Consider the following 22,488-nt stretch of genomic DNA (forward strand, 5'->3'; position numbering starts at 1 on the left):
GCATGGGTGATCCACCTGGGGTCGGGGAACGGGTGACGGAAGGTTCGAGGGCGCGGCGGGGCATCAGCCCCACCGGCTGCTCCGGCGCTTGCGCGGGCGGGAGGAGGCGCGGTGCGGGCTGCCGTTGGGTCGCGGGTCGCCGGGCGGGTGGGCGGGAGTGGCGTCGTAGCGGTTGCGCCCGGGTTCGAGTCCGGCCGCGTGCAGGCTGTGGACCAAACGCCGCTGGACGTCGTCCTCCAGCGCCTCGGCCAGCGGCCCGGCGCGCAGCACGGCCTCCGCGCCGACCAACCGGCGCACGGCGGCCAGCGCCCCGTCGCGGTCGCCGTGCAACAGCCGCTGTCGGATGGCGTCCAGGTCCTCCGGCTGCCGGTGCGCCCGGTCGATCGCCCGCAGGCACGGCAGCGGTGGCCCCCCGAACGACGCCAGCAGCTCCTCGCGGCACAGCTGCTCCGGGTCGTGGTCGAGCGGGACGAGCACCCCGTCGACCACCGCGATCCGGTGCGTGGCGCCACGGCACTCCACCGTCAACGTCTGCTCCCCGTCGGCCTGTTCGGCGCGGCGCAGGACGCCCGACCGGTGGTCGGGCGCGAGCGCGGCGGCCACCAGTGGGTGCAGCGCGTCCGGCTTGATCAGCCCCGCGCGGAGCAGCAGCAGGTCGGGCGGCGTCCACGTCGCCGCGTCCGGCAGGACGGCGCGGCCGCGCACCCGACGCCGGGCCGTCGCCGGCGCGTTCGGCGGCCCGCCGAGCAGCAGGTGCCGCCGGTGGGCGAGCCGTACCGAGATGGGTGCGCCGTCCGGCAGACCATCCGCCGCGCGCACCAACCGGGCTTCGAACTCCCAGTTCGCGTCCGCGACATGACTGTCCGTCAGCCCTGCTGTCCGGGCGGCGAGTTCGGGGGAGCGGCGGGCGTCCCAGAGGTGCCGGTGCAGGTCCAGGCGGAAGCGCGGGTCGGGGCGCGGCCCGGGGTGTCCGTCCGGGCGGGCGTCGGCGTCCCACAGCGCCAGCGTGACGCGTTGGCCCGCCGCCGCGCGGCCGGGTGCGGTACGGGCCACCAGGTGCAGCGGTGCCCCGCCCCCGTCGCGCGGGTAGCGTGCCAGGGTCAGCGTCAGCCCGGGGCGCAGCACCCCGTCCGGGGCGATCCGCGGCAGGTGCCAACGCAGCAGGTCGGGGGCCAGGTGCCGCAGGTCGGCCCGGAGCCGTCCCGTCAGTTCCGACCCGTACGTCCGGGTGACGGCGCGCAGTTCGACATCCGGATCGCATCCGGCCGCTGCGCAGGCTCCGCCCCAATCACCCCGCGCGCGGCGGGCGGTGGCGGTATCGATCATGGCCGGGGGGACGGCGAAACGCCGGACGCGCGACCAGAAATTGTTGTGGGTGTCCTCGTCCAGGAGGGAAGTGGTGTCCATCAGCACACACTTCGGAAGGACGGGACCTCCAATCCGTGAGTAGTCATCGCCGGTGATCGTAGCCGCAGATCGCCGAACTGTCAGCCCCGTTCCGCCGGTCCGGGCCACCGGCACCCCTGACCCGTCCGCCCTCGGCCCGCCCGCCGCTGGCCCGCCCGTCGCCGACCCGTCCGCCCGCGCGCCGCCCCGACGTACAGTGGGCCGCAAGGGGCTGACACGGCCCGGGGCGGACCGGAACGGCGGTGGAGGATGTCGGACGGGCGGATCACGGGCGGGCGGATCGCGAGCGGGCGGATCGCGAGCGGACCAGCCCTGGGACGGCAACGGCAGCGGCCGGGGTGGCCGAGTCCCGCCGAGGCGCTGCGGCTGCGGCTGCTGCGGGAGATCAACTCCACCGTGCACGGCGCCGATCTGCACCTGGAGCGCTACGACCGTCCGCCCGGTGACCCCGGGCTGTTCGGGCCGGACAGCGTGGTGTGGCAGGTGCACGGGCACCCCGCCGGAATGCTGGTCGGCGGGTTCGCCGCGCTGATGCTCCAGTCGCTGCATCCCGTGGCGATGCGCGCCGTCGCCGAACACTCTGACTACCGCACCGACCCGGTCGGCCGCCTGCACCGCACCGCCCGGTTCGTCTCCACCACCACGCTCGGCTCCTCCGCCGCCGCCGAGGCCGCGATCTCCGACGTCCGGCGCATCCACGGCTACGTCCGCGGCCGCGACGCCGAGGGCCGCCCGTACCGGGGCGACGACCCCGACCTGCTGTGCTGGGTGCACAGCGCCGAAGTGGCCTGCTTCCTGGCGGGCCACCAAGTCTTCGCGGGCGCCGGCAGGTTGAGCGACGCGCAGTGCGACGACTACCTCGCCGAGGTCGCGCAGATCGGCCAACTCCTGGGCGCGGACGGCGTCCCCGTCTCGCGGGCCGGGCTCGCCCGTTACCTGGGCGGGGTGCGCGGCGCGCTGCGGACCACCCCCGAGGCGCTGGAGGCCGTCGTCCTGCTGCGCGGCTTCGGCCGCACCCGGCGGGAACGCCTCGCCGTCCGGGTGCTCACCAACGCGGCGATCGGCCTGCTGCCCGGCTGGGCCCGCCGGGCCCTCGACATCCGCCGCCCCTGGGCCGTGCGCCGCCTCTGGGACCGCCCGCTGGCCCGGCTGCTCGGCACCGTCATGGTCTGGGCGTGCGGCCTGTCCCCGATCCGCGCCGCCGCGACCACCCGGGCCCGGGCCCGGCCGTCCGTCCCGGCTGGCGGCGGCGGAACGCGCTGACCGCGACCGGCCCGTGGGCCCGCTGCGGGGCACGACGGCGTAGGACGCGACGGCATAGGACGCGACGGCGTACGACGGGGCGGACGCGGGACGCCGTGGTGCGAGGCCGGGGCGGGGTGGACAGGCGGGGCGGATAGGGCGGAGCGGCCGCCGTACCGGGGCTGGGTTCCGGTACGACGGCCGCTCCGGCGTCGTCAGTGGTCGGCGGTGGGTGCGGAGCGCACGGACGTCAGCACTGGGGCCGGCGGCCGTGGTTCGCTCCGCGCCTCGCGCGGGCCTTCTTCTTGCGGCGGCGCTTCGACGACATGGCCTCTCCTCTCGCGGCGGTGCACAACAACCCCCCGTCCACCGTGCCCCGTACGCACCGAACCCGCCAGCCGACACGTGGCCCGGAACCGGGGCGCACCCCGTACCGGATGCTGCGGCGGGCCCCGCGACGGGTGCCGCGACACGCCGGTACCGGCCGGGCGGCGGCCGGACGGCGCGGGGACCAGGATGGAGGACAGGGGGCCGAGACGAAGCCGCGGAGGCACGATGTCGCACCACACGCACGGGACCCACCAGGACGCGCCGGCCGACGAGTGGCCGCCCACCGAGACCCCGGAAGCCCGGATGACCGCCGAGGGCTCGCCGCCGCCGGACGAGACCGAGAAGGGCCCCGAGGACGGTCCCGAGTTCGCCGTCCCGGTCTCCTCGCCGCCCGAGGCCGAGACCGACTGAGGCCGGGGGAGAGGGCGTGGCACCCGGGTGCTTCGGTCGGCGGATACCGGTTAGACGGACAGGACATACGTCCAGCTGTTCATCAGATCGTCCGTCCAGCTGTTGATCCGACCGTCCGACGGAAGGAGCACCCGATGACCGTGATCTCCCGCCTGCCCGGCGCCCTCGAGGAGGAGTGGGACTGGCAGCTCGACGGAGCCTGCCGGGCCGCCGACTCCCAGCTGTTCTTCCACCCCGCGGGGGAACGCGGCGAGGCCCACGACGAGCGCGACCGCGCCGCCAAGGCCGTCTGCGCCCGCTGCCCCGTCCGCGAACGCTGCCTGCTGCACGCCCTGGCCACCCGCGAACGCTACGGCGTGTGGGGCGGCTGCACCGAGGAGGAACGGCGCGGCATGCTGCGCCGCCGGCGCAACCGCAACCGCACGCGCAGCCGGGCCCGCGCCCGCTGAGTCCGCGCCCGCTGAGTCCGCGCCCGCTGAGCGCCGCCCGGGCCGAGCCCGGCGGGCGCCGCGCGCAAGCCGGGTACACCGCAGACACCCACAAACACCCACAGACACCACGGAGAGGCGGTCCCCGCTCGGGGGACCGCCTCTCCGTGGTGCTTCCGTCTTCTCCTGCGACCCTGCGCCCTGCGCTCCTGGGCCCCTGCCTCGCGGGTCGTGCCGTGCAGGGTTTCCAGGCCGCCCGGTCCGGGCTGTCCGGTCCGTCCCCGTGCCGCCCGTGGGGGCGGTACGGGCGGTGACGGGTTACGCGAGCAGCCGGGTGGCGTCGATCTCCGCCCAGATCGACTTGCCCTGGGAGTGCCGGTCGGACCCCCAGCGGTCGGCGGTGCGCTGCACGATGTACAGCCCGTGCCCGCCCGGCACGCCGGGCAGGTGCGGGGTGCGCAGCGTCGGTAGCACGTCGGACGCGTCGGAGACCTCGATCCGCAACCGGGCGGGCGTCGCGTCGAGAACCAGCTCGAGCGGGCCGCCGGCGTGCAGCATCGCGTTGCCGACCAGTTCGGCGACCAGCAGCACGACGTCCTCGGCGAGGTCCGGATCGGGCGGTGCGGACCACGACCAGTCGCCGAGCGCCTCCGCGGTGAACGCCCTGGCACGGGCCACCGGGCGGGGCACGCCCACCAGTCGCAGGCGTCGCCGCTGTCCGCCCGGGGGCAGTGCCGCCCAGGCGTCCGGACGATCTCCGTCCAGGGTTCCCCGGCTCGGTGTCACGTAGGGGTTCCCTTCGCTCTCGACGGCGCTCTCACAGGCTCACGGGTCGTTCTCACGGGTCGATTTCCCGGCCGCGCCCGGATTATGCCCGGTGCGGCCGACAGTAACGGTGCCGGCGGATGGCAGACGGTACGGGCGGGCCGGTCAGCCATCCGAAGCGATGGCCGCGTCCACCGTTTCGTGGATGGCGAACACGGCCTTCGCACCGGTCAGTTCGAGCAAGTGCTGAACCGGCCCGGACAGCGCCGCCAAGTGGAAGGAAACCCCTCCCTCGGCGGCTGCCATCCGGGTCTGGAGCAGCAGGTTCAATCCGGACGAGTCGCAGAAGTCGACCCGTCCCAGGTCGACCACTAGCGTCCGGGGGCGTTCGGCGACCAGTAGGTCGAGCGCTTCCCTGGCCGGAGCCAGGGTCTCAATGTCCAGGTCGCCCGACAGTGCGCACACCGCCGCGCTGGACGGCGTACGCCGGACGTCGACCGCCAGGGGGGCCACGGGCATGTTCTCGGCTGGCATCCTCGTCCTGTTCCTTCGACCGATCTGCCTCGACCTTACGCACCAATGGGCGTGGCGGTCGAGACGGGGTGCCCGGTGCGGTCGGTGCGGACGGCGGAAACCGTCACCACCTGGAGAGTCGATCGACTCGCGTCAGTCGGTCGCGTCCAACCCGGTACGCAGCTTGGCCAGCGTCCGGGAGAGCAACCGGGAGACGTGCATCTGCGACAGGCCGAGACGTGCGCCGATCTGCGACTGGGTGAGGTCCTCGCAGAAACGCATCGCCAGTATCTGCCGCTCCCGCTCCGGGAGCTGCGCGATCAGCGGCTTCAGCGCGACGAGGTTCTCCACCAGCGCGAACCGTCCGTCCACCCGGCCGAGCCGCTCGGCGGGCTGCTGCCCGTCGCCCTCGCCCGGGGAGGTCAGGTCGAGCGAACCGGCGGTGTGCGCGTTAGCGGCGGCCAGACCCTCGATCACCTCCTCCTCGGTCAGCGAGAGGTGCTCGGCCAGGTCGGCGACGGTCGGCTCGCGGTCCAGGGTCTGGGCCAGCGCGTCCTGCGCCTTCGCCAGGTCCAGGCGCAGCTCCTGCAGCCTGCGCGGCACGTGCACCGACCAGGTGGTGTCCCGGAAGTGGCGGCGTATTTCGCCGACGATGGTGGGCACCGCGTAGGTGGTGAACTCGACGCCGAGGTCCGGGTCGAACCGGTCGATCGCCTTGATCAGGCCGACCGAGCCGACCTGCAGCAGGTCCTCGTACGGCTCCTTGCTGTGGCCGAAGCGGCGGATCGCGAACCGGACCAGGGTCAGGTTCAGTTCGATCAGGGTGGTGCGCACGTAGCTGAACTCGCGGGTGCCCTCCTCCAGGCCGGCGAGCCGGCGCAGCAGCACCCGGGTCATCGCGCGGGCGTCGGCGGGGGTCGCGTTCGCCGGGTCGGCGAGCACGTCCGGGTCGAGCGCCGGGTCGTCCGCGATCACGGACGCCGCCGACGGAGCTGCTTCGCGTACGGTCGCGACAGGTGCTCCGCCCTGGTCGGAGTACACCTCGGTGGGGGCGATCAGGAGAAGTTCATCAGTGGGCACAGGCATGCCAGTCCTTTCCTCGTCTCCGGCCGGTCCGTTCCCGGGTACCCGGGCGTCCTTCGATCATGCCAAACCTCTCTGTGGAGTTTCTGTGAAGGAAATGCCCCGGTGTTCGAGCCGCCCGAATGCGCATGCGCGGCGGCGGGCAGGGCACACGGCCCCCGGACGCGGACCGCACCCGGCGGCCGTACCCCGGTGAAGGAGGGAAACCCATGGGCCGGATCGAGGAGTCCATCGAGATCGACGCGCCGATCGACACCGTCTACCGCGAATGGACCGACTACCAGACGCTGCCCGCCTGCATGCGCGGCGGCGCCGGCCGGGGCGCCATCGCGACCGAGGTGCTGCCGCTCGACCGAATCGCCTGGAGCGGCGGCCCCGAGCTGCCCGGACACTCCGGAGTCGTCACCTTCCACCGCGTCACCGAGAGCAGCACCCGGCTGATGCTCCAGCTCGACACCGAACCCCACGGCCTCTGGGACCACCTGGTCGAGGGCCTCGGCTTCACCGACCGCCGGGTCATCGACGAACTGGCCGCCTTCAAGGCCCACGTCGAGGACCACCGGCAGCACCTGGCCGCCTGACGTCTGGCTGATGCCTGCCTGATGCCTGTCTGAGGCCTGTCTGAGGCCTGCTTGACCTGTCCGCCTGTCCGCCTGTCCGCCTGTCCGCCTGTCCGCCTGGCCCCTCCGGCCTGACCTCTCCTGCCTGGCTGGTTCGCGTGGTCGGTTCGTCGGCCGATCCGGCTGCCCGACCTTTCCCGCCTGTCTACCTGCCTGTCTGCCGACCTGCCTGGCTGAACCTGTTCGTTCGTTCGTCCGCCCGCCTGCGAGAAACGGAAGGGAGCACCGCCATGGGCCCCGTCATCGAGCGGATCACCCTGCACCTGCTCGCCCACGACGGCACCACCGTCGACCTCGACACCGACTGGCGCTACCGGCCCGACGACCCGTACGCGGTGAGCATCGACTTCGGCCCGCGCGCCGCCGGGGCCGGCTGGGTGCTCTCCCGGGAGATGCTGCTCGCCGCGCTGCACGGGCCGGTCGGCGACGGCGACATCCACTTCGCGCCCCTCGACGACGGCTCGCTGTGCCTGGTGCTCGGCGGCGCGGGCAGCCCGGTGGCGCTCACCGTCGACTGCGTCGCGCTCGCCGAGTTCCTCGCCACCACCGTCGAACTGGTGCCGCTCGGCAGCGAGTTCGAACGGATCGACTGGGACGGCGGACTGGCCGGGCTGCTGTCGGCCTGAGCGGGCGCGCGGTTACGTGGTCAAGCGGCCACGTGGCTGCGCGACTGCACGGCCGCTTGGCCGAGCTACTGCACGGCTGGGCGACTGTGCGGTTGTGCGGGCGCGGGCTCAGCGCCGGGCCAGCCGCCGTTCGCCGCTCGCGCCGGTGACGTAGTCGAGGTGGTAGTACGCGAAGACCTCGGGCTCCTGTTCGGCGGCCAGCACGTCGTCGGTGCCGATGGAGGGAGCGTTCTTCACGTCGTTGCGGTTGAACGGCACCCGCAGGTAACCGGGGCCGGCCACCGCATCCGCGATCGGCACGAACACCAGGCGGTGCCGACCTGGCATGCCGACCGTGACAGTGGCGAAGGACGGCTGGTCGGTCGCGGTATCGACGTAGACGTTCTCCAGGCTGCCGATCTTCTTGCTGTCCTGGTCGACCACGTCGTGGCTGCGCCACTCCCGGATGTCGGCGATCTCAATCATTCACGGCCTCCGTCGGCTGGACTCGCCCCCCACCTGCTCCCATCCGTTCCATGCTCACCGACGTCGGCCCACCACGCTCCCCGGACGTGCACCCTCGCCCTGACCGGCGGCGTTCCGGCCTTACGGCGAGGGTGGTCGTCAGGGCGTCAGAGCGTCAGGGGGTGGGCGGCTCGGGAGACGTCTCGGGGGCGGGGGCGGGGGCCGAGACCTGGGCCAGGTGGTCTGCGGGCGCCGGCCGGGACTGAGGCTGGGACACGGTCGGGGCCGGGCCCGGGTCCGGGAGCAGCAGGGTGGCCAGTTCGTCAAGCAGCTCGGCGGCGCGCTGGGCCTTCGCCGGGTCGGTGATCGCCCGGGCGAGCAGTGGTTCGGCGGGCCGGGCGGCCCGGGCGCGGACGTAGCTGCGGGCGAGCGCGGAGACCGACAGCAGGGTGCGGCGCCCGTCAGTGGGATCGGCCGAGGCGTCCAGCAACCCGCGTTCGCGCAGCCGCGCGACGGAGGTGGAGACGTGACTCTGGGCGAAGCCGGTACGGACCCGGATGTCCTGCACCGAGCTGCCGGGGTGCTGGTACACGTCGGAGACCACCGCGATCTCCCCCGGGGTGAGGGCCGCCGAGGCGTGATCGGTGACCATCGCCCGGCCCAGTTCGGTGAGCCGTTTGCCCAGTCGCAGAAGCCGTACGCCGTCCATGGCGGACAGGCTACCGCGCTGTTGGGCAGCTGTATCTGCGCTGATGTATCGGTGGGGATACATCGTTCATGACGCGGCACGCGTGCTCCAGCATCGATGACTCGTCATCTGTGTGGGCGCATCGATGACGTGCCATGCGCATCTTGGCTCTGAGTCGATGTGTCGACATTGTTGACTCGGCATCGGTGACCTGGCATCGATGGCGCGTCTTGCATGATCCGACATCGATGTGTCGACATCCATGCTCAATCACCGATGCAGCGTCATGCGTGACGCGACACGCATAACGCGACACCCGTGTCGCGACACCAGTGATCCAACATCCATCGCAGTAGATACATCTTCACAGATGCATCTGCGGCGATGTAGTTTGGCGGGCATGACGACGAACGAGTCCACCGATCCCGCTCCCGGCGCACACCGCGCCGCGCAGCTGAGCCCCGTCTCCCGCACCGCGCTCGCGGTGGCCCGGGTCCGGGCCTACGAGAGCAGTCGGCCGGAGCCGCTGTTCACCGACCCCTACGCGCTGGCGTTCATCGAGGCTTCCGGTACTCCGCTGCCCACGGAGGGGCCGACCGGGCCGCTGGCTCGGCTGCTGGTGGCGCGGGGGATCATGCGTACCCGGTTCTACGACGACCGGCTGCTGGCGGCGGGGGTCCGGCAGGTGGTGCTGCTCGCGGCGGGGCTCGATACCCGGGCCTACCGGTTGGAGTGGCCGTCGGGGACCAGGCTGTTCGAGGTCGACCTGCCGGCGGTGCTCGACTTCAAGCAGTGGGTGCTGGACGAGCGGGGGGCCGAGGCGGCCTGTGAGCGCGTCGCGCTGCCCGCGGACCTGGCCGATCCGGGGTGGACGGATCGGCTGCTCGCGGCGGGGTTCGACCCCGGGCAGCCCACCGTCTGGCTGGCCGAAGGGCTGCTGGTGTACCTGGACGCCGAGCAGGCGGCCGCGCTCCTCACCGCCGTCGGCGGGCTGTCGGCGCCCGGCAGCCGCCTGCTGACCGAGCAGGGGCGTGACGTGTCCGGGGTGCGCGCCGAGGCCGGGCTGGCCGAGATGACCGCGCTGTGGCGCGGCGGTCTCGGGTCCGGCACCATCGACTGGCTGGACGCGCACGGCTGGCAGACCGGATTCACCGCCATCGACGGGTTCGCCGCCGGACTCGGGCGTGAACTCCCGCCCGTCGGGGGCTTCGACGGCGCCGGCTTCCTGGAGGCCTGCCGGACGGCCTGAACCGGGCCCGCGCACAAGCGCGTTCACCGCCGACCGGAGGAACCGGCCGGCGGTGAACGCGTGGTGCGACAGGGGTGGTGCGGACCGGTCAGGAGGTCGCGGTGCACACCGCCGTCGCGGTGGCCGCGGCCGAGGCGTCGGTCCGGGTCGCCTGGACGCCGAACGAGGTGGACGCCGCCGGGGCCAGCGCCCCGTTGTAGGACAGGTTCGTCGCGGTGACGGTCTGCCCGCTGCGGGTCACGTTCGCGCTCCAACTGCTGCTGATCTGCAGGCTGGTGGGCCACGTCCAGCTCACCTGCCAGCCCTTGACGGCGGTGGTGCCGGTGTTGGTGACGGTGACCGTCGCGGTCAGGCCGCTGCCCCAGTCGTTCAGGCTGATCGCCGCCGAGCATCCGGCGTTCGTCCCGCCGCCGCTCGTCGCGGTGGTCGCCGTCACCGCCGCGGAGGCCGCCGACACGTTGCCCGCCGCGTCCTTCGCCCGGACGGTGTAGCTGTACGTCGTCGCCGGGCTCAGCCCGCTGTCGGTGTACGAGGGCGAGGCGGTCGAGGCGACCTTCGTCCCGTTGCGGTACACGTCGTAGCCGGTGACGGCGGTGTTGTCGGTGGACGCCGTCCAGGACAGCGAGACGCTGCTCGCCGTGGTGCCCGAGACGGTCAACCCGCCCGGTACGGAGGGAGCTTGGACGTCGCCGCCGCCCGTTCCGCCGCCGGAGCCGAAGCCCGGGGCCTTGATCGAGGCCAGGTAGTTGTCCTTGACCGTGTTGACCGTCGTCCAGTCGTCGTTCAGGATGCCGCCGGTGTCACCGGAGTTGGGGTTCCAGGACCAGAACGTCCACTGGAAGGAGTCCGCCCCCGCCGTCGCGGTCGGCCGCAGGTACTGCACCAGCGCCTTCAACCAGGCCTGGTCGACGGTGGACTGGAGCGTGGTGCCGAACTCGCCGACCCACACCGGTGCGATGTTCTGGTTGAACAGGTAGCCCCAGTTCTTGTCCCAGACGCCCGGCATGTTCGACGGGAAGCTCGGGTCGGAGAACCAGGTCTGCTGCGCCACGCTGGTCGCGTAGTCGTGCGCCGAGTACACCACCCGGTTGGGGACGCTCAGTTGGACCGGGTACTGCCCGGCGCCCTGGAGGTTGCCGCCCCACCAGTACGAGCTGCCGTTGAAGCTCTGCACGCCCTCGACGAAGACCAGTAGCTTCGAGTTGGCCGACAGCACCGCCTCGCCGCCGCGCTGGGCGGCCAGCCGCCAGTCGGTGGCGGTGTCGCCGCAGCCCCAACAGGCCGGGTCGTGCGGCTCGTTGTGCAGGTCGATGCCGATCACGGCGGAGTTGTTCGCGTACCGGGCGGCGATCGACTTGAGGTTCGCCAGCCAGGTCGACTCCGGCACCGCGGAGGTGTACCAGAGCGCCGACTGCCCGGCGGAGTCCGGGCGGTGGCGGTCCAGGATGACCTTCATGCCGATGCTGCCCGCGTAGTTGACCAGCTTGTCCATCACGCCGAGCGAGTTGAGGCCGACCAGGTCGGCGTTCATCCCGCTGGAGGTGTTGATGCTGCTGGGGGAGGTGCCCTTGAAGATGTCGTCGCTGTACGGCAGGCGGATGGTGTTGTAGCCCAGCGACTTCATCTGGTCGATCATCGACTTGTAGTCGCGGCTCCACAGGCCGTGCGGCACGTAGTTGGAGGTCTCGAAGCCGAACCAGTTGATGCCCGCGATCCGCACCGGGTTCCCGGCCTCGTCCAGGATCTGTCGGCCGCTGGTGTGCCAGTACCCGGCCCCCGCGGTGGCGGCGGCCGCGGCGGTGCTCGTACCGGCGGTGCTCGTGCCGGTGGTGGCGGCCTGGGCCGCCGGGACCGCCGGGGCGGTCAGCGTGGTGACGAGCGCGGCGGCCAGGGCCGCGGCGCAGCCCGCCAGTCGGCGCGTCAGGCGTCGGCGCAGTCGTAGGCGCATGGGTCTCGTTCCTCTCTGGACGCGGGTGGGGGCGTCCGGTGGGGGTGGGGTGGTCCGAGACGTTCGTGGTGCCGGTGGTCGGCCCCGCGGGTGGGGGAGGGGGAGGCGGCCCGGTCGTGGTGGGGGGATGTCCGGGAGCGCTCCCATTCTCGGCCTTGCGGGCTTGCCATATGAAGCCAGACCTCCCTTGGTGTCGTCAAGACTATTGGGAGCGCTCCCACTTGATGAGGGTCGTCCGCCACGCCATGCTGAAACGTACATCGGGCGGACGGCGGTACGGCGGGGTGACCGGGGAGGCGGGCCGCGCGTTGACTACGGGCGGGCCGCAGTGATGGAGTCCGGACCGCCGGATGTGCGTTCGTCCTGTTGGGAGGCTGGTTGCGATGGCGGGTCGGCAGATCACCGTGGTCGGGGAGTGCGTCGCCGACGCCTTCGTCGAGCGCGACGGGGCCAGAGCGGGGGAACTCGCGCTGCGGGTGCTGCCCGGCGGCGGCCCGGCGAACACCGCGGTCGCCCTGGCCCGGTTGGGCACGCCCACCCGGTTCGTCGGCCGGATCTCGGCCGACCCGTTCGGGGAACTCCTCCGCGGCCACCTGAGCGGCTCCGGCGTCGACCTGGCGGGCACCGTCGCGGCCGCCGAACCGAGCACCCTGGCGCTGGCCGCGCTCGACGGCGACGGCCACGCCAAGTACTCCTTCCACGCGGAGGGCACCGCCGACTGGCAGTGGACCCCCGAAGAACTGGCCACCGCCCGCGACGACGGATCGGCCTGCCTGCACACCGGCTCGCTCGCCCTGGTGCGCGACCCCGGCGGCCCGCGGATCGAGGACCTGCTCACCGAAGCCCGCCCGTACGCCACCGTGTCGGTCGACCCCAACGTCCGCACCCTGCTGGTCGCCCCCGAGACCTACCGGCAGCGGCTCGGCCGCTGGTGCGAACTGGCCGACCTGCTGCGCCTGAGCGAGGACGACCTGCACGTCCTGCTGCCCGGCGTCACCCCCGAGGACGCCTGCGACCACTGGCACGCGGCGGGCGTCCGGCTGGTCGTCGTGACGCTCGCCGAACGCGGCGCACTCGCCTCGCTGGACGGTCGGCGGGTCCGGGTGGCCGCGCCCGTGACGCCGGTGGTCGACACCGTCGGCGCGGGCGACTCCTTCACCGCGGGGCTGCTGCACTCCCTCGCCGTCCAGGGCCACCTCGGCGGTCGGCTCGACTCCCTCACCCCCGACGACCTGGAGCGCGCCTGCCGCTTCGCCACCCGGGTCGCCGCCCGGACGGTCGCCGTTCCAGGCGCCAACCCGCCTTGGGCCGAAGATCTCTGACGTTGCGTCAGTTCGGTTCGAGGCGGAGCGAACTGGGGCGGCAGGGGTGGGACGGACGGGACGGACGGGTCGGGCCGGGTTGAATGGGACGGTGGCTCGGGCTGGTGGTTCGAGCCGGTGAAGGGGGAACGTGATGCTGGTGGTGCCGGAGCTGCCGACGGGTTCCTGGTGGGACTGGGACGTGGTGTCCACCGGGCCGGAGCTGTTCGTGCTGGGTGCGGACTACGACCTGTCGTACCACCACGGGCTCGAACTGCGCTTCCACGGACCGGTGTTCGTCCAGTGTCCGGAGGATTTCTCCGACCCGGTGTTCCGCGCCGCGACGGCGCAGGAGGCGGAGCGGGTGGTCCGGGCGGTCGGCGGGCCGCCGGAGGTGCTGGTCGCGTTCGAGTGCGACGTCGGTGGGGTGGAACCGGCCACCGGACTGATCGCCGCCCGGCGGCTGGAGATCGAAACCGGGGCGGTCTTCCGGTACTGGCGGGAGCACCTGGAACCGGGCCAGCGGCGGGCGCCCTGGGTGCGGCCGCCGGGCGAGTGAGGAGATGGGGGAGTGGGAGTCGGCGGTGCAGTGAGTCGGCGGGCCGGGCGGTTCGCGGGGGTGCGAACCGCCCGGGGCGGTGGTGCTACTGGTCGGCGGTGAGCTTGCCGGCCTTGCCCCAGTTCTCGGCCGGATACTCCTGGATCCAGACCAGGACGCTCTCGGCCGGGCACTCCAGGGCCGCCACGAAGGCCTCGGTGACCCGTGCGACCAGCTCGCGCTTCTGCTCGATCCCGCGCGGGCCCTGCTGAATGGTGACGATCGGCATCTTCGACTCCTGGTGTCCGTCCTGCGTGCCGGTCCTTCCGGCTGACACCAGTCCACCGGATTCGGCCGGCCGCACCCAGACCCGATTCGCTCTCGCAGCGATCACGAATCCTGATCGTCGCTGGTCGGGGTCGGGGCCGGGGCCGGGGCCGTGGTCGGGGCCGGTGCCTGGTCCGGAGCGGGGGCGGGCGTCCGGCGGCAGGCTTCCAGGAGCAGCCGGGGCGGCGGGGCGGAGCGCCGGACGGCGAGCGACATCGGCAGTGCCAGCGGGGTGCGGCAGGGGCGGAAGGCGATCCGGCGGGCGTGGGTCATCCGGGCGGTGGCCGCGTACACCACCGTCCACATCGGGGCACCGGCGCCGATCGCGGCGAGGGTGTTCTGCAGGGTGCTGTGCGGCGGCCCGAACAGCGGCCGGAAGCCGGCCCGTTCGCAGGCGTCCGTCACCAGGTCGACCAGGGTCGGGTGGTTGCGCCGTTCGGTCAACAGCAGGGGTAGCCCGGCGAGTTCGGCGAGGTCGACCTCCGGCTGCTCGGCCAGCGGGTGCCCGGCCGGCAGTGCGATCACCAACTCGTCCTGCCAGAGCGGCAGGTAGCGCAGCTCGTCGCCGCCGGGCACCGCGCCGCGGACGAAGGCGGCGTCGAGCCGGCCGTCCGCGAGACGGGCCAACCGCTCCCGGACGGGCTCGGAGTGGAGTTCGACGCGCACCGTCGGGGCCTGGCGGCGGTAGGCGTCCAGGATGTCGTCCAGCCGCTCCCCGAGCCCGCCGACGGTGCCCAGCCGGAGCACGGTCGGCGCGGCCAGGTCGGCGGCGAGGGCGCGGGCCGCGTCCTCGGCCGCCAGCACGTTCCGGGCCGCGGGCAGGAAGCGCTCACCGGCCGGTGTCAGGCGCACGTACCGGGGCGAGCGGTCGAACAGCTCGACCCGCAACTCCCGTTCCAGCCGCCGTACTTGCTGGCTCACGGCGGGTTGGCCGAGCAGCAGCCGCTCGGCCGCCCGCCCGAAGTGCAACTCCTCCGCGACGGCGACGAAGCAGCGCAACTGCCGTAGCTCCACGTGGTTCCTCCTGCCGTCGACGCCCCCGGCGTCCCGGTGCGGTCGGCGGCGGGACCATGGTCGCAGCCGGGAGGAGGCCGGGGCGCGGGGGGTGTCAGGCGACGGGGTCCGGGGACCGGTGGGCGTCCGGGGCCGCGTTCGGTTCTCCGTCCGGGCCGGAGCTCGGGGCGGCGTCGAACCACGGGCGGCCGGCGTGCCAGTGGGCGACCCAGCCGGCGAAGCCGGGTGCGGCGGTGGTGTGGTCGAACCCGGCGCCGAACGGGGCCGCGCCGACGTCGGTGACGAGCCAGACGTGGCCGCGGTGCGGGCCGGTGACGACGAGGTGCCAGTACATGCCGCAGCCGTCGGTGCCCAGGACGACCGACCCGTCGTTCGAGACCTGCGCCAGGCGCGCGTCGAACTCCTCCTCGGGGGTCTCCTCGTCGTCCTCCCAGAGCCAGGCGGCGGTGAGCGGGAACGGGCGGGCGAGGTCGCGGGCGGCGCGGCCGTCGCCCCAGTCGGAGGGAAGTTCGGCCAGCCCGACCAGGCCGTGGGCGGGCGGGCCGTCGGGGGAGCCGTCCGCGATCTCGGCGACGAAGGTGCGGTACGGCTCGGGCAGCACGACGCCGTGCCGCGCCTCGAAGGCGTGCACGGCCGCCCAGCCGAGGGCGGCGGTGGTGTCGGTGGCGTCGGGGCCGAAGGCGTCGCGCAGGAGGGCCAGCTCGGTCGGCTCCGGCTGTTCGGTGTTCACGGGCACAGGGATAGCAGGCGGCTCGGACGGGTGGAGGGGAGGGGGTGCGTGCGGGGGCGGGTGGGGGAATCTCGGGGGCAGGAATTGAACGTGTTCAGTGTTCGGTATACGTTCGTTCCCGTGAAGTACGTGATTCCCGGCGGGACCGGGCAGGTCGGCACGATGCTGGAGCGCGCGCTGCGCGCCGACGGGCACCAGGTGGTGATCCTGACCCGGACACCGACCGCCCCGCACCACGTGGCCTGGGACGGGCGGACCCTCGGCCGCTGGGCCGAGCAGCTGGACGGTGCCGACGTGGTGGTCAACCTGGCCGGGCGGACGGTGAGTTGCCGCTACACGCCGGAGAACCTCCGGCAGATGATGGACTCCCGGGTGGACTCGGCGCGGGTGGTCGGCGAGGCGATCGCCGCCGCCGCGCGCCCGCCCCGGGTCTGGCTGCAGATGAGCACCGCCACGGTGTACGCGCACCGCTACGACGCCCCGAACGACGAGGCGACCGGTGTCATCGGCGGCGCCGAGCCGGGCGTCCCGGACTACTGGGAGTACAGCGTCCGGATCGCCCGGAACTGGGAGGCCGCCCAGGACGAGGCCCGGACGCCGGACACCCGCAAGGTGGCGCTGCGGGCCGCGATGGTGTTCAGCCCGGACCGGGGCGGTGTCTTCGACGTGCTGTCCCGGCTGGTCCGGTTCGGCCTGGGCGGGCCGGTCGCGGGCGGGCGGCAGTACGTCTCCTGGATCCACGAGCGGGACTTCGTCCGGGCGGTGCGCTTCCTGGTCGAGCGGGAGGAGCTGTCCGGCCCGGTCAACCTGGCCGCACCGAACCCGCTCCCGCACCGGGAGTTGATGCGGGAGCTGCGGCGCGCCAACGGCGTGCCGGTCGGCCTGCCCGCCACCCGCTGGATGGCCGAACTCGGAGCCCTCGCGCTCCGGTCGGACACCGAACTGCTGCTGAAGAGCCGCCGGGTGGTCCCCGGCCGGCTGCTGGACGCCGGTTTCGCCTTCGACTTCCCGCAGTGCGCGGACGCCGCGCGCGAACTGGTCGCCCGCCGCCGGACGCTCCACCGCCCGGGGGCGCCCGCCCCGGCCCGGGCCGGCGCCGCCTGACCCGATGGGGCCCGGCGGGTCCGGGCGGGCCCGGGCGGGTCCGGGTGTCCGGGGGTGCTGCCAGGATGGGCGGGTGGATGCTGATCAGTGGGAGGGCGCGGCCGTCTCCGCGGAGCTCGCGGCGTGCCTGCGCGAGGCCGCCGAGTACCGGCCCGTGCTGCTCGCCGGGTGCGTGTGCGAGGGCTGCGGCGGACGGGCGTTCACCGTCTGGGTGGACGACACCCAGGGGTGCGCCGGGCGGGAGTGCGTCCGCTGCGAGGAGCGGGCGTTCCTCGCGGACAGCGCGGAGGTGTGGCAGGAGGCCGAACCCGGAGTGGCCGAATGCCCGTGCGGGGGAGACGAGTTCGAGGCGGCAGTGGCGTTCTCGCTGACCGCCGATGGATCGGTGCGATGGGTGACGGTGGGCCTGCGCTGCCTGCGGGACGGTGCGTCGGGGGTCTATGCAGACTGGAAGATCGACTATGCCCCGACGGACCACCTGCTGCGCGCCGTCTGAACCGTTCGGGGTTCGACCGTTCAGGGTCCGGGCGGGCGTTCGGGTGTCCGGCGCGACGGATCGGTCCGGGGCGGCCCGGCGGACCGTCCAGGAGGTCGCCCCGGAGGGCCGGTACGCGCGCGAACTCCTGGACGGATTGCGACTGTTGGCTGACGGTTCAGGGTTTGCCGAGTAGGGGAATTGACGGACCGTCAGTTCTTGTCGGCCGGTCCGTGCGCGTACGCGAGCGGGGGTGCGATGGCCTGGGCGTCGGCGCCGTCGCCGACCCACAGGCCGATGAAGAGGGCTGCGGTGGCCTCCAGCAGGCTGGCCCGGTCGAGGCCGCCGGCGGGGAACGGGGTGCAGCCCGTGTCGCGGACCAGTTCGGAGGCCCGGGCCAGTGCGGTGGCGTCGTCGCCGCACAGTGGGACGGCGAGCGGGCGGCCGTCGAAGACCGGGGGGCGCATCCGCCAGACGTCCTCGTGGCAGAGGTTGAACGCCTTGACCACGTGGGCCCGGGGTGCCGCCGCCGCCAACTGTTCGGCGGCGGACGGGCCGTGGCCGGTCAGCAGGCGGAAGCCGGGGCCGACGGGGTTGGCGCAGTCGATCAGGGTCCGCCCCGCGAGCGGTTCGGCGAGCGCCCCGACCACCTCTGCGCCGACCCCGAACGGCAGTGCGACCAGCACCACTTCGGCGTCCGCCGCCGCCCGCAGGTCGCCGGGTCGCGCCCCGTGCCCGATCCGGTCGGCCAGGCGCCCGGCCCTCGCCAGGTCGCGTCCGCCGACGGTCAGCCGGTGCCCGGCCCGGGCCCAGTGGGTGCCCAGCGCGTCCGCCATGTTGCCCGTGCCCAGAATGCCGATCCTCATCGACTGTCTCCCGTTCCAAGAGTTCTCGACCTCGGATTCGAGCCTAGGGAGGCGGTCGGGCACCATTCGGTACGTGACCGCCGACCGACTGCTCGCCGACTGCCGCGCCCGCCTCGCCTTCGACCTGCTCTCCAACACCTGGAACGCCGTGCTGCTCTGGGCCCTGCGCGAGGGCCCGTGCCGTCCCGCCGAACTGCGCGGCCGGATCGGCGGGATCAGCTCCAAGGTCCTCACCGAGACGCTGCGCCGCCTGCAGTACAACGGCCTGGTCGAGCGCCACCCGCCGCGCCCCGGGAGCACCGGCGTGGCCTACGAACTCACCGCGCTGGGACGGACCCTGCTGCCCGCCATCGACGCCTTCGGCGCGTGGGCCTTCGCGTACGGTGACCAGGTGATGGCCGCCCAGGAGGCGGCCGAGGCGGCCGAGGCGGCGGGGGAGGAGCGGGCGTGACGGGGGAGGAGCGGGCGTGACGGGGGAGGACGGGATCGAGCGGCGGCTCGCCGGGGTCGCGGACGGCACCGCGGACCGGGACGCCGTCGACCGCTGGGCCGGCCGGATGCTGGCGGACGACGCGCGGGAGCGGGACGAGACCTCCTGGTGGGCGCTGGACCTGCTGCACGGCATCGACCTGCGACACGGCCCCGGCGAGCCGTACCTGCACGACGAGGAGCAGGTGCGCGGCTGGCTGGCGGAGTACCGGCGGCGGCGCCGCGCCGAGGAGTGAGGGCGGCGCCCCGGCGGCGGGCGCCTCGGTAGCATGCGGGGGCAGGGCCGGGCAGAGGGTGGCTGTCCGTCCGGTCGTGCAGTCGTGCAGTCGTCCAGTCATTCGCCCGGAGAGGGGCCATCGTGTCGTTGAACGCCGAGGAGCGGGCCCGTACCGCCGCCGAGTTGCGGGCCAACCTGGAGCTGACCGGAGTCGATGCGGAGCGAGCCGGGGCGGAACTCGGCTTCGGCGGTGGGCAGTTGGCGCAGGTGCTGGGTGTCGCCGGGGCGGACCCGGAGGACGTGTGGCTGCTGCGTGACCACCTGGAGGACCTGGTGCGCGCGGCGGGCCGTGAACCCGTCCCGTACACCGTGCTCACCGAGGAGGCGCGGGCGGCCGCCGAACGCTGGTTCCCGCTGCGCAAGGCCCCGCGCCGGGCCTGATCCGCCACCGCTGGGCGCCCTTTGACGTCCCACCGGGTGACGTGCCATCGAATGGCGCACCCGCGACGACCGACCGTTCGCCTGCGATCCGAAGGTCGCGGAGGATGGGGCCGGGGGGCCGTCCGCGGGCTCGGTGTCCGCTCGGACGGTTCGGCCCCGGGGGTCGTCGACGAGTGAGGAGCACGTCCGTGGTTGGTTCCGCATGCCCGCGAACGGCGCGAACGGCGCGAACGGCCAGGTGGATCAGCAGGTGCGCCGCGCTGGCGCCGGGGGCCGCGCTGACCGGGATAGTCGTCCTGGGCGGCTTGGTGCCGTCCGCTGCTGCGGCCGCGACGGCCGAGCCGTCCGGGGCCGCCGGGTCTGCCGGGTCTGCCGAGCCGTCCGAGGCTGCCGGGTCTGCCGAGTCCGGCGGACTCGCGCCGCTGCCGCCGATGCCGGCGGCCGAAGCCTACGACGGCGGCACCAGGCTGGCCTCGCCCGAGGAGGTGGCCGCCCAGTGCGACCAGCCGGGCACCTGCACGTTCCGGGTCACCGACCGGGTCGTCGGGCTGTTCGGCAGCGCCGTCGCCTCGGTCGGCAACGCGGCGATCAACTGCACCGGTGACGACATGGAGATCGACCGCACCCTGACGGTGGCCAGCAGCAGCACCGACAACATCAGCGGCTCGATCTCCGGCAAGGCCACCGTCACCGGCAGCATCGACACCACCGTCACCGCCTCCGCGCAGGGCAGCCTGGCCGCGGACCTGGTCAACGGCACCGTCCAGTACGGGCCGAACAAGGACAAGGGCCCCACCACCCAGGACAAGTTCCAGAACACCACGAACGCCACCGGCACGGTGTCCGGCTCCAACGCCCTCCACCTGGGCGCCAAGGCCGGCTTCGAACTCGCCTTCCAGGCCAGCTACTCCAAGCAGTGGCAGGCCACCGTCCGGGAGACCACCCGGGTGGTGTTCACCGTCTCCGCCAACGACGAGATCCAGTTCGGCGCGATCAACGCCGTCACCCGGGTGGTCGGCGTGCTGTCGGTCGACCACACCGGCCGGTTCATCAAGAACGTGGTGGTGGACAGCCCGTCCATCGCCACCAGCAGCTCCATCGTCGCGCAGACCTTCTCCCGCCCGGACGTCTGCCTGTCGCTGCGCCCGCCCGGTCGGGCGGTGCCGCGACCGGGCCCGGTGGAGGTGGCACCGGAGCCGCCCGGACGGGTGCCGGACGCCGTGCACACCCGCACCGCCGAGGGCACCTGGAGCAAGCGGTGAAGCGGGGCGCGGCGCTGGCCGTCGCGCTGCTGGTGCTGAGCGGCCCGACCGCCGCGTCCGCCGAGGAGCCGACCGCGCAGCAGACCCCCGTACAGCAGGCCCCCGTGGAGCATTCCCCCATGCAACAGTCCCCCTCGCAGCAGGCCGCCGAGGAACTGGTCGCCCAGGCCTTCGAGGGGGACCGGCCGCTGCCGGACGCCGCCGCCGTCGTGCGCGGCTGCGGGCGCGACTACGGCTGCGGGTTCCGGTTCATCCCCGGGCTGACCGCCGAGCGGACCGCCGCCGTGGTCTCGGTCGGCAACACCGTCATCAACTGCACCAACAAGAAGATCACGGTGTACCGGACGGTGGTGCTGGAGTCGAGCGCCACCGACAACCTGGCCGGCGAGATCTCCGGTTCCGCCACCATCGAGGGCACCATCGACAACACCACCAACGTGTCCGGCACGGCGGCCGGTTCCAACAAGACCGAGACCTCGCACACCGACACCACCGCGCCCAAGGACAAGGGCCCCAACACCGACACCACCAACGGCACCAACACCACCGTCAGCGGCAGCGTCACCGGCTCCGGCCAGCTCAAGCTGACCGCCACCGCGGCCTTCCAGATGGCCTTCAAGGCCACCTACTCGCACGAGTGGAAACGCACCAACACCGAGAGCACGCAGGTGAAGTTCACCGTCGGCATCGGCGAGGAACTGCAGTTCGGCATGCTCGGCGCGATGACGAGGACGGTTGGCGTGCTGTCGGTCGACGGCACCGGCACGACGGTGAAGAACATCCTGGTGACCAGCCCGTCCAGCACCAACATCAGCACCGTGGTCGCCCAGACCTTCAACGCCAAGGACATCTGCCTGACCCTGCGCCCGCAGCGCGGCCTGTCGGACGGCGCCGTGTACGAGGGTGCCCCGCACCCGGCCGACCGGCGCCCGTCGGCGCGCTACCTGCTGGCGGACGGGCAGGAGTGGGTCCGCACCGACTGACCGACAGCGCCGGGCCCTCGCCCCCACGGGAACCACCGTGGGGGCGAGGGCCAGGCGCCCTCCCGTCGCGGGTCAGCAGTACCACCAGGTGCCGGGCGGGATGACGGTGTCGCCCGGCTGGAGGTTGCCGGTGTGGGCGTTCGAGACCTGGCAGAGGGCGTCGGCGGCCGTGTTGGGGTCCTGGTCGCGCGGGGTGTTGGTGAACTCGTCGAGCGCCTGGGTCTGTTGGGCGATCCCGGCGTTCTCCTGCTCGCCCTTGCCCGCGACGCCCGCCAGGCAATCCCGGCTGGTGGCCGGGCAGTTCTCGATCTGCTGCTTGTTGCCTGCGTCGGTGGTGCAGGCCGGGCTGCCCGCGCCCTCGCCCGCGCACGGGTCGGACGAGCCGGGGGAGGTGGGCTCCGGCGGGGTCTGGAACGCCTGCACGTTGGTGATCAGCTCGCCGCAACCCGGGTTGCTGGTGGCGGTGTTGGTGAAGGTGACATGGGGGGAGTCCTCGGCGGCGGTGAAGGAGTAGGTGCGGCCGGTGTACCAGTCGGCCTTCGCGGCGGGGGCGTTGGTGGTGAAGTCGCCGACCGGGTTGGCCGTGCCCGCGACGGTCACCGTGTAGGTGCGCGGGCCGGCACCGGAGGTGACGCAGGAGTCCGGGTTGTCGTCCCAGACGAGGGTGACGTTCGCGCCGGCCCGCACGCCGCGCAGCCGGGTGCTGAGCGAGACGGCGACGCCGTTCCACCCCAGGGTGGCCGCCTGCAGGCCCTTGGGATGGGCGGCCCGGTCGACGGAGGCGACCCCGGTGGGACCGGTCCAGCCGTCCACTCCGGCCGTCCAGTTGCCGGACTGCACGGTCGGGGAGGAGAACGTCGCGTTCGCCACCGCCACCGGGTCGGTGTTCGCCGCCCCGGCCGGCCACGGTGCGGCGAGGGGGAGGGCTAGGGCGAGGGCGGCTCCGAGCGGGACGGCCAGCGGGCGGGTGAGCGGCACGGTGGGCTC

27 protein-coding genes are annotated in these 22,488 nt (G+C 73.5%); 15 read left to right on the plus strand and 12 right to left on the minus strand.

All coding sequences use genetic code 11. The annotated features are described in order from the left end of the window. Positions 1-63: 63 nt before the first annotated feature. Positions 64-1,407, minus strand: a complete 1,344-nt coding sequence (locus tag HUT16_RS32740) for a hypothetical protein (RefSeq protein ID WP_176191625.1) — start codon at positions 1,405-1,407, stop codon at positions 64-66. A 249-nt stretch (positions 1,408-1,656) separates the two neighbouring features. Here HUT16_RS32740 and HUT16_RS32745 point away from each other — a divergent pair, with 249 nt between their 5' ends. The 3 genes from HUT16_RS32745 to HUT16_RS32755 all read left to right on the plus strand — a co-directional run bounded on the left by HUT16_RS32745 (position 1,657) and on the right by HUT16_RS32755 (position 3,839). Next, a complete protein-coding gene (locus tag HUT16_RS32745; RefSeq protein WP_176191626.1) occupies positions 1,657-2,670 on the plus strand; it encodes an oxygenase MpaB family protein in 1,014 nt (337 codons plus the stop codon). A gap of 534 nt (positions 2,671-3,204) precedes the next feature. After that, the gene (locus tag HUT16_RS32750) at positions 3,205-3,390 is read left to right on the plus strand and encodes a hypothetical protein (protein WP_176191627.1); all 186 of its coding nucleotides are present in this window, start codon (positions 3,205-3,207) and stop codon (positions 3,388-3,390) included. Positions 3,391-3,524: 134 nt separating this feature from the next. After that, positions 3,525-3,839 (plus strand): WhiB family transcriptional regulator, encoded by a 315-nt coding sequence (locus tag HUT16_RS32755; RefSeq protein ID WP_176191628.1) that lies wholly within the window; start codon positions 3,525-3,527, stop codon positions 3,837-3,839. Between the two features lie 297 nt (positions 3,840-4,136). Here the strand turns inward: HUT16_RS32755 and HUT16_RS32760 are convergent, their stop codons facing one another. The 3 genes from HUT16_RS32760 to HUT16_RS32770 all read right to left on the minus strand — a co-directional run bounded on the left by HUT16_RS32760 (position 4,137) and on the right by HUT16_RS32770 (position 6,182). Next, complete coding sequence (locus HUT16_RS32760; RefSeq protein WP_254898097.1) at positions 4,137-4,508, minus strand: ATP-binding protein; 372 nt, start codon at positions 4,506-4,508, stop codon at positions 4,137-4,139. Positions 4,509-4,748: 240 nt separating this feature from the next. Then, on the minus strand, positions 4,749-5,117 hold the full coding sequence (locus tag HUT16_RS32765; protein ID WP_176191630.1) for an STAS domain-containing protein: 369 nt from the start codon (positions 5,115-5,117) through the stop codon (positions 4,749-4,751). A 132-nt stretch (positions 5,118-5,249) separates the two neighbouring features. Further along, positions 5,250-6,182 (minus strand): RNA polymerase sigma factor SigF, encoded by a 933-nt coding sequence (locus HUT16_RS32770; RefSeq protein ID WP_176191631.1) that lies wholly within the window; start codon positions 6,180-6,182, stop codon positions 5,250-5,252. Positions 6,183-6,388: 206 nt separating this feature from the next. On the opposite strand from HUT16_RS32770, the gene HUT16_RS32775 reads away from it, so the two are divergent. Both HUT16_RS32775 and HUT16_RS32780 read left to right on the plus strand, forming a co-directional pair. Beyond that, positions 6,389-6,760, plus strand: a complete 372-nt coding sequence (locus HUT16_RS32775; RefSeq protein WP_176191632.1) for a hypothetical protein — start codon at positions 6,389-6,391, stop codon at positions 6,758-6,760. Positions 6,761-7,029: 269 nt separating this feature from the next. Continuing rightward, positions 7,030-7,425, plus strand: a complete 396-nt coding sequence (locus HUT16_RS32780) for an SsgA family sporulation/cell division regulator (protein WP_176191633.1) — start codon at positions 7,030-7,032, stop codon at positions 7,423-7,425. A gap of 108 nt (positions 7,426-7,533) precedes the next feature. Here HUT16_RS32780 and HUT16_RS32785 read toward each other — a convergent pair whose 3' ends face one another. Together HUT16_RS32785 and HUT16_RS32790 are read right to left on the minus strand one after the other, a co-directional pair. Continuing rightward, a complete protein-coding gene (locus HUT16_RS32785) occupies positions 7,534-7,890 on the minus strand; it encodes a PRC-barrel domain-containing protein (protein ID WP_176191634.1) in 357 nt (118 codons plus the stop codon). Between the two features lie 154 nt (positions 7,891-8,044). Further along, entirely contained in the window at positions 8,045-8,578 is a 534-nt protein-coding gene (locus HUT16_RS32790) for a MarR family winged helix-turn-helix transcriptional regulator (protein ID WP_176191635.1), read from the minus strand. Between the two features lie 379 nt (positions 8,579-8,957). On the opposite strand from HUT16_RS32790, the gene HUT16_RS32795 reads away from it, so the two are divergent. Continuing rightward, the gene (locus HUT16_RS32795) at positions 8,958-9,806 is read left to right on the plus strand and encodes an SAM-dependent methyltransferase (protein ID WP_176191636.1); all 849 of its coding nucleotides are present in this window, start codon (positions 8,958-8,960) and stop codon (positions 9,804-9,806) included. 88 nt (positions 9,807-9,894) lie between these two features. On the opposite strand, the gene HUT16_RS32800 is transcribed toward HUT16_RS32795, so the two are convergent. Beyond that, positions 9,895-11,754 carry a cellulase family glycosylhydrolase gene (locus HUT16_RS32800; RefSeq protein WP_176191637.1) on the minus strand — a complete coding sequence of 620 codons (1,860 nt, stop codon included), beginning with the start codon at positions 11,752-11,754 and terminating at the stop codon, positions 9,895-9,897. Positions 11,755-12,137: 383 nt separating this feature from the next. Between HUT16_RS32800 and HUT16_RS32805 the strand changes: the two genes are divergently transcribed. Further along, complete coding sequence (locus tag HUT16_RS32805; protein WP_176191638.1) at positions 12,138-13,076, plus strand: carbohydrate kinase; 939 nt, start codon at positions 12,138-12,140, stop codon at positions 13,074-13,076. Positions 13,077-13,209: 133 nt separating this feature from the next. Continuing rightward, complete coding sequence (locus HUT16_RS32810) at positions 13,210-13,614, plus strand: hypothetical protein (RefSeq protein WP_176191639.1); 405 nt, start codon at positions 13,210-13,212, stop codon at positions 13,612-13,614. 85 nt (positions 13,615-13,699) lie between these two features. Here the strand turns inward: HUT16_RS32810 and dmpI are convergent, their stop codons facing one another. From dmpI to HUT16_RS32825, 3 genes are all read right to left on the minus strand, one after another. After that, on the minus strand, positions 13,700-13,882 hold the full coding sequence (gene dmpI, locus HUT16_RS32815) for a 4-oxalocrotonate tautomerase DmpI (protein WP_176191640.1): 183 nt from the start codon (positions 13,880-13,882) through the stop codon (positions 13,700-13,702). A gap of 101 nt (positions 13,883-13,983) precedes the next feature. Then, the gene (locus tag HUT16_RS32820; protein ID WP_176191641.1) at positions 13,984-14,934 is read right to left on the minus strand and encodes a LysR family transcriptional regulator; all 951 of its coding nucleotides are present in this window, start codon (positions 14,932-14,934) and stop codon (positions 13,984-13,986) included. A 94-nt stretch (positions 14,935-15,028) separates the two neighbouring features. Further along, entirely contained in the window at positions 15,029-15,664 is a 636-nt protein-coding gene (locus tag HUT16_RS32825) for an SMI1/KNR4 family protein (protein WP_176191642.1), read from the minus strand. Between the two features lie 120 nt (positions 15,665-15,784). Between HUT16_RS32825 and HUT16_RS32830 the strand changes: the two genes are divergently transcribed. Further along, positions 15,785-16,768, plus strand: a complete 984-nt coding sequence (locus HUT16_RS32830) for a TIGR01777 family oxidoreductase (protein ID WP_176191643.1) — start codon at positions 15,785-15,787, stop codon at positions 16,766-16,768. A gap of 73 nt (positions 16,769-16,841) precedes the next feature. Beyond that, positions 16,842-17,264 (plus strand): hypothetical protein, encoded by a 423-nt coding sequence (locus tag HUT16_RS32835; RefSeq protein ID WP_176191644.1) that lies wholly within the window; start codon positions 16,842-16,844, stop codon positions 17,262-17,264. A 191-nt stretch (positions 17,265-17,455) separates the two neighbouring features. Here the strand turns inward: HUT16_RS32835 and HUT16_RS32840 are convergent, their stop codons facing one another. Further along, positions 17,456-18,109, minus strand: coding sequence for an NADPH-dependent F420 reductase (locus tag HUT16_RS32840; RefSeq protein ID WP_176191645.1), 654 nt, complete (start codon positions 18,107-18,109; stop codon positions 17,456-17,458). A 73-nt stretch (positions 18,110-18,182) separates the two neighbouring features. Here HUT16_RS32840 and HUT16_RS32845 point away from each other — a divergent pair, with 73 nt between their 5' ends. The 5 genes from HUT16_RS32845 to HUT16_RS32865 all read left to right on the plus strand — a co-directional run bounded on the left by HUT16_RS32845 (position 18,183) and on the right by HUT16_RS32865 (position 21,501). Further along, entirely contained in the window at positions 18,183-18,560 is a 378-nt protein-coding gene (locus HUT16_RS32845) for a helix-turn-helix domain-containing protein (RefSeq protein WP_176191646.1), read from the plus strand. Positions 18,561-18,576: 16 nt separating this feature from the next. Next, positions 18,577-18,834 (plus strand): hypothetical protein, encoded by a 258-nt coding sequence (locus HUT16_RS32850; protein WP_176191647.1) that lies wholly within the window; start codon positions 18,577-18,579, stop codon positions 18,832-18,834. 122 nt (positions 18,835-18,956) lie between these two features. Continuing rightward, positions 18,957-19,256: a DUF2316 family protein gene (locus tag HUT16_RS32855; RefSeq protein ID WP_176191648.1), complete on the plus strand. Its 300-nt coding sequence runs from the start codon at positions 18,957-18,959 to the stop codon at positions 19,254-19,256. A gap of 431 nt (positions 19,257-19,687) precedes the next feature. Next, a complete protein-coding gene (locus HUT16_RS32860) occupies positions 19,688-20,518 on the plus strand; it encodes a hypothetical protein (RefSeq protein ID WP_176191649.1) in 831 nt (276 codons plus the stop codon). After that, positions 20,515-21,501 (plus strand): hypothetical protein, encoded by a 987-nt coding sequence (locus HUT16_RS32865; RefSeq protein WP_176191650.1) that lies wholly within the window; start codon positions 20,515-20,517, stop codon positions 21,499-21,501. The genes HUT16_RS32860 and HUT16_RS32865 overlap by 4 nt, the downstream gene beginning before the upstream one ends. A gap of 72 nt (positions 21,502-21,573) precedes the next feature. Here the strand turns inward: HUT16_RS32865 and HUT16_RS39480 are convergent, their stop codons facing one another. Further along, entirely contained in the window at positions 21,574-22,479 is a 906-nt protein-coding gene (locus tag HUT16_RS39480) for a hypothetical protein (protein WP_176191651.1), read from the minus strand. Positions 22,480-22,488 lie beyond the last annotated feature (9 nt).

The sequence above is a fragment of the Kitasatospora sp. NA04385 genome (genome assembly GCF_013364235.1).
GTDB lineage: Bacteria > Actinomycetota > Actinomycetes > Streptomycetales > Streptomycetaceae > Kitasatospora.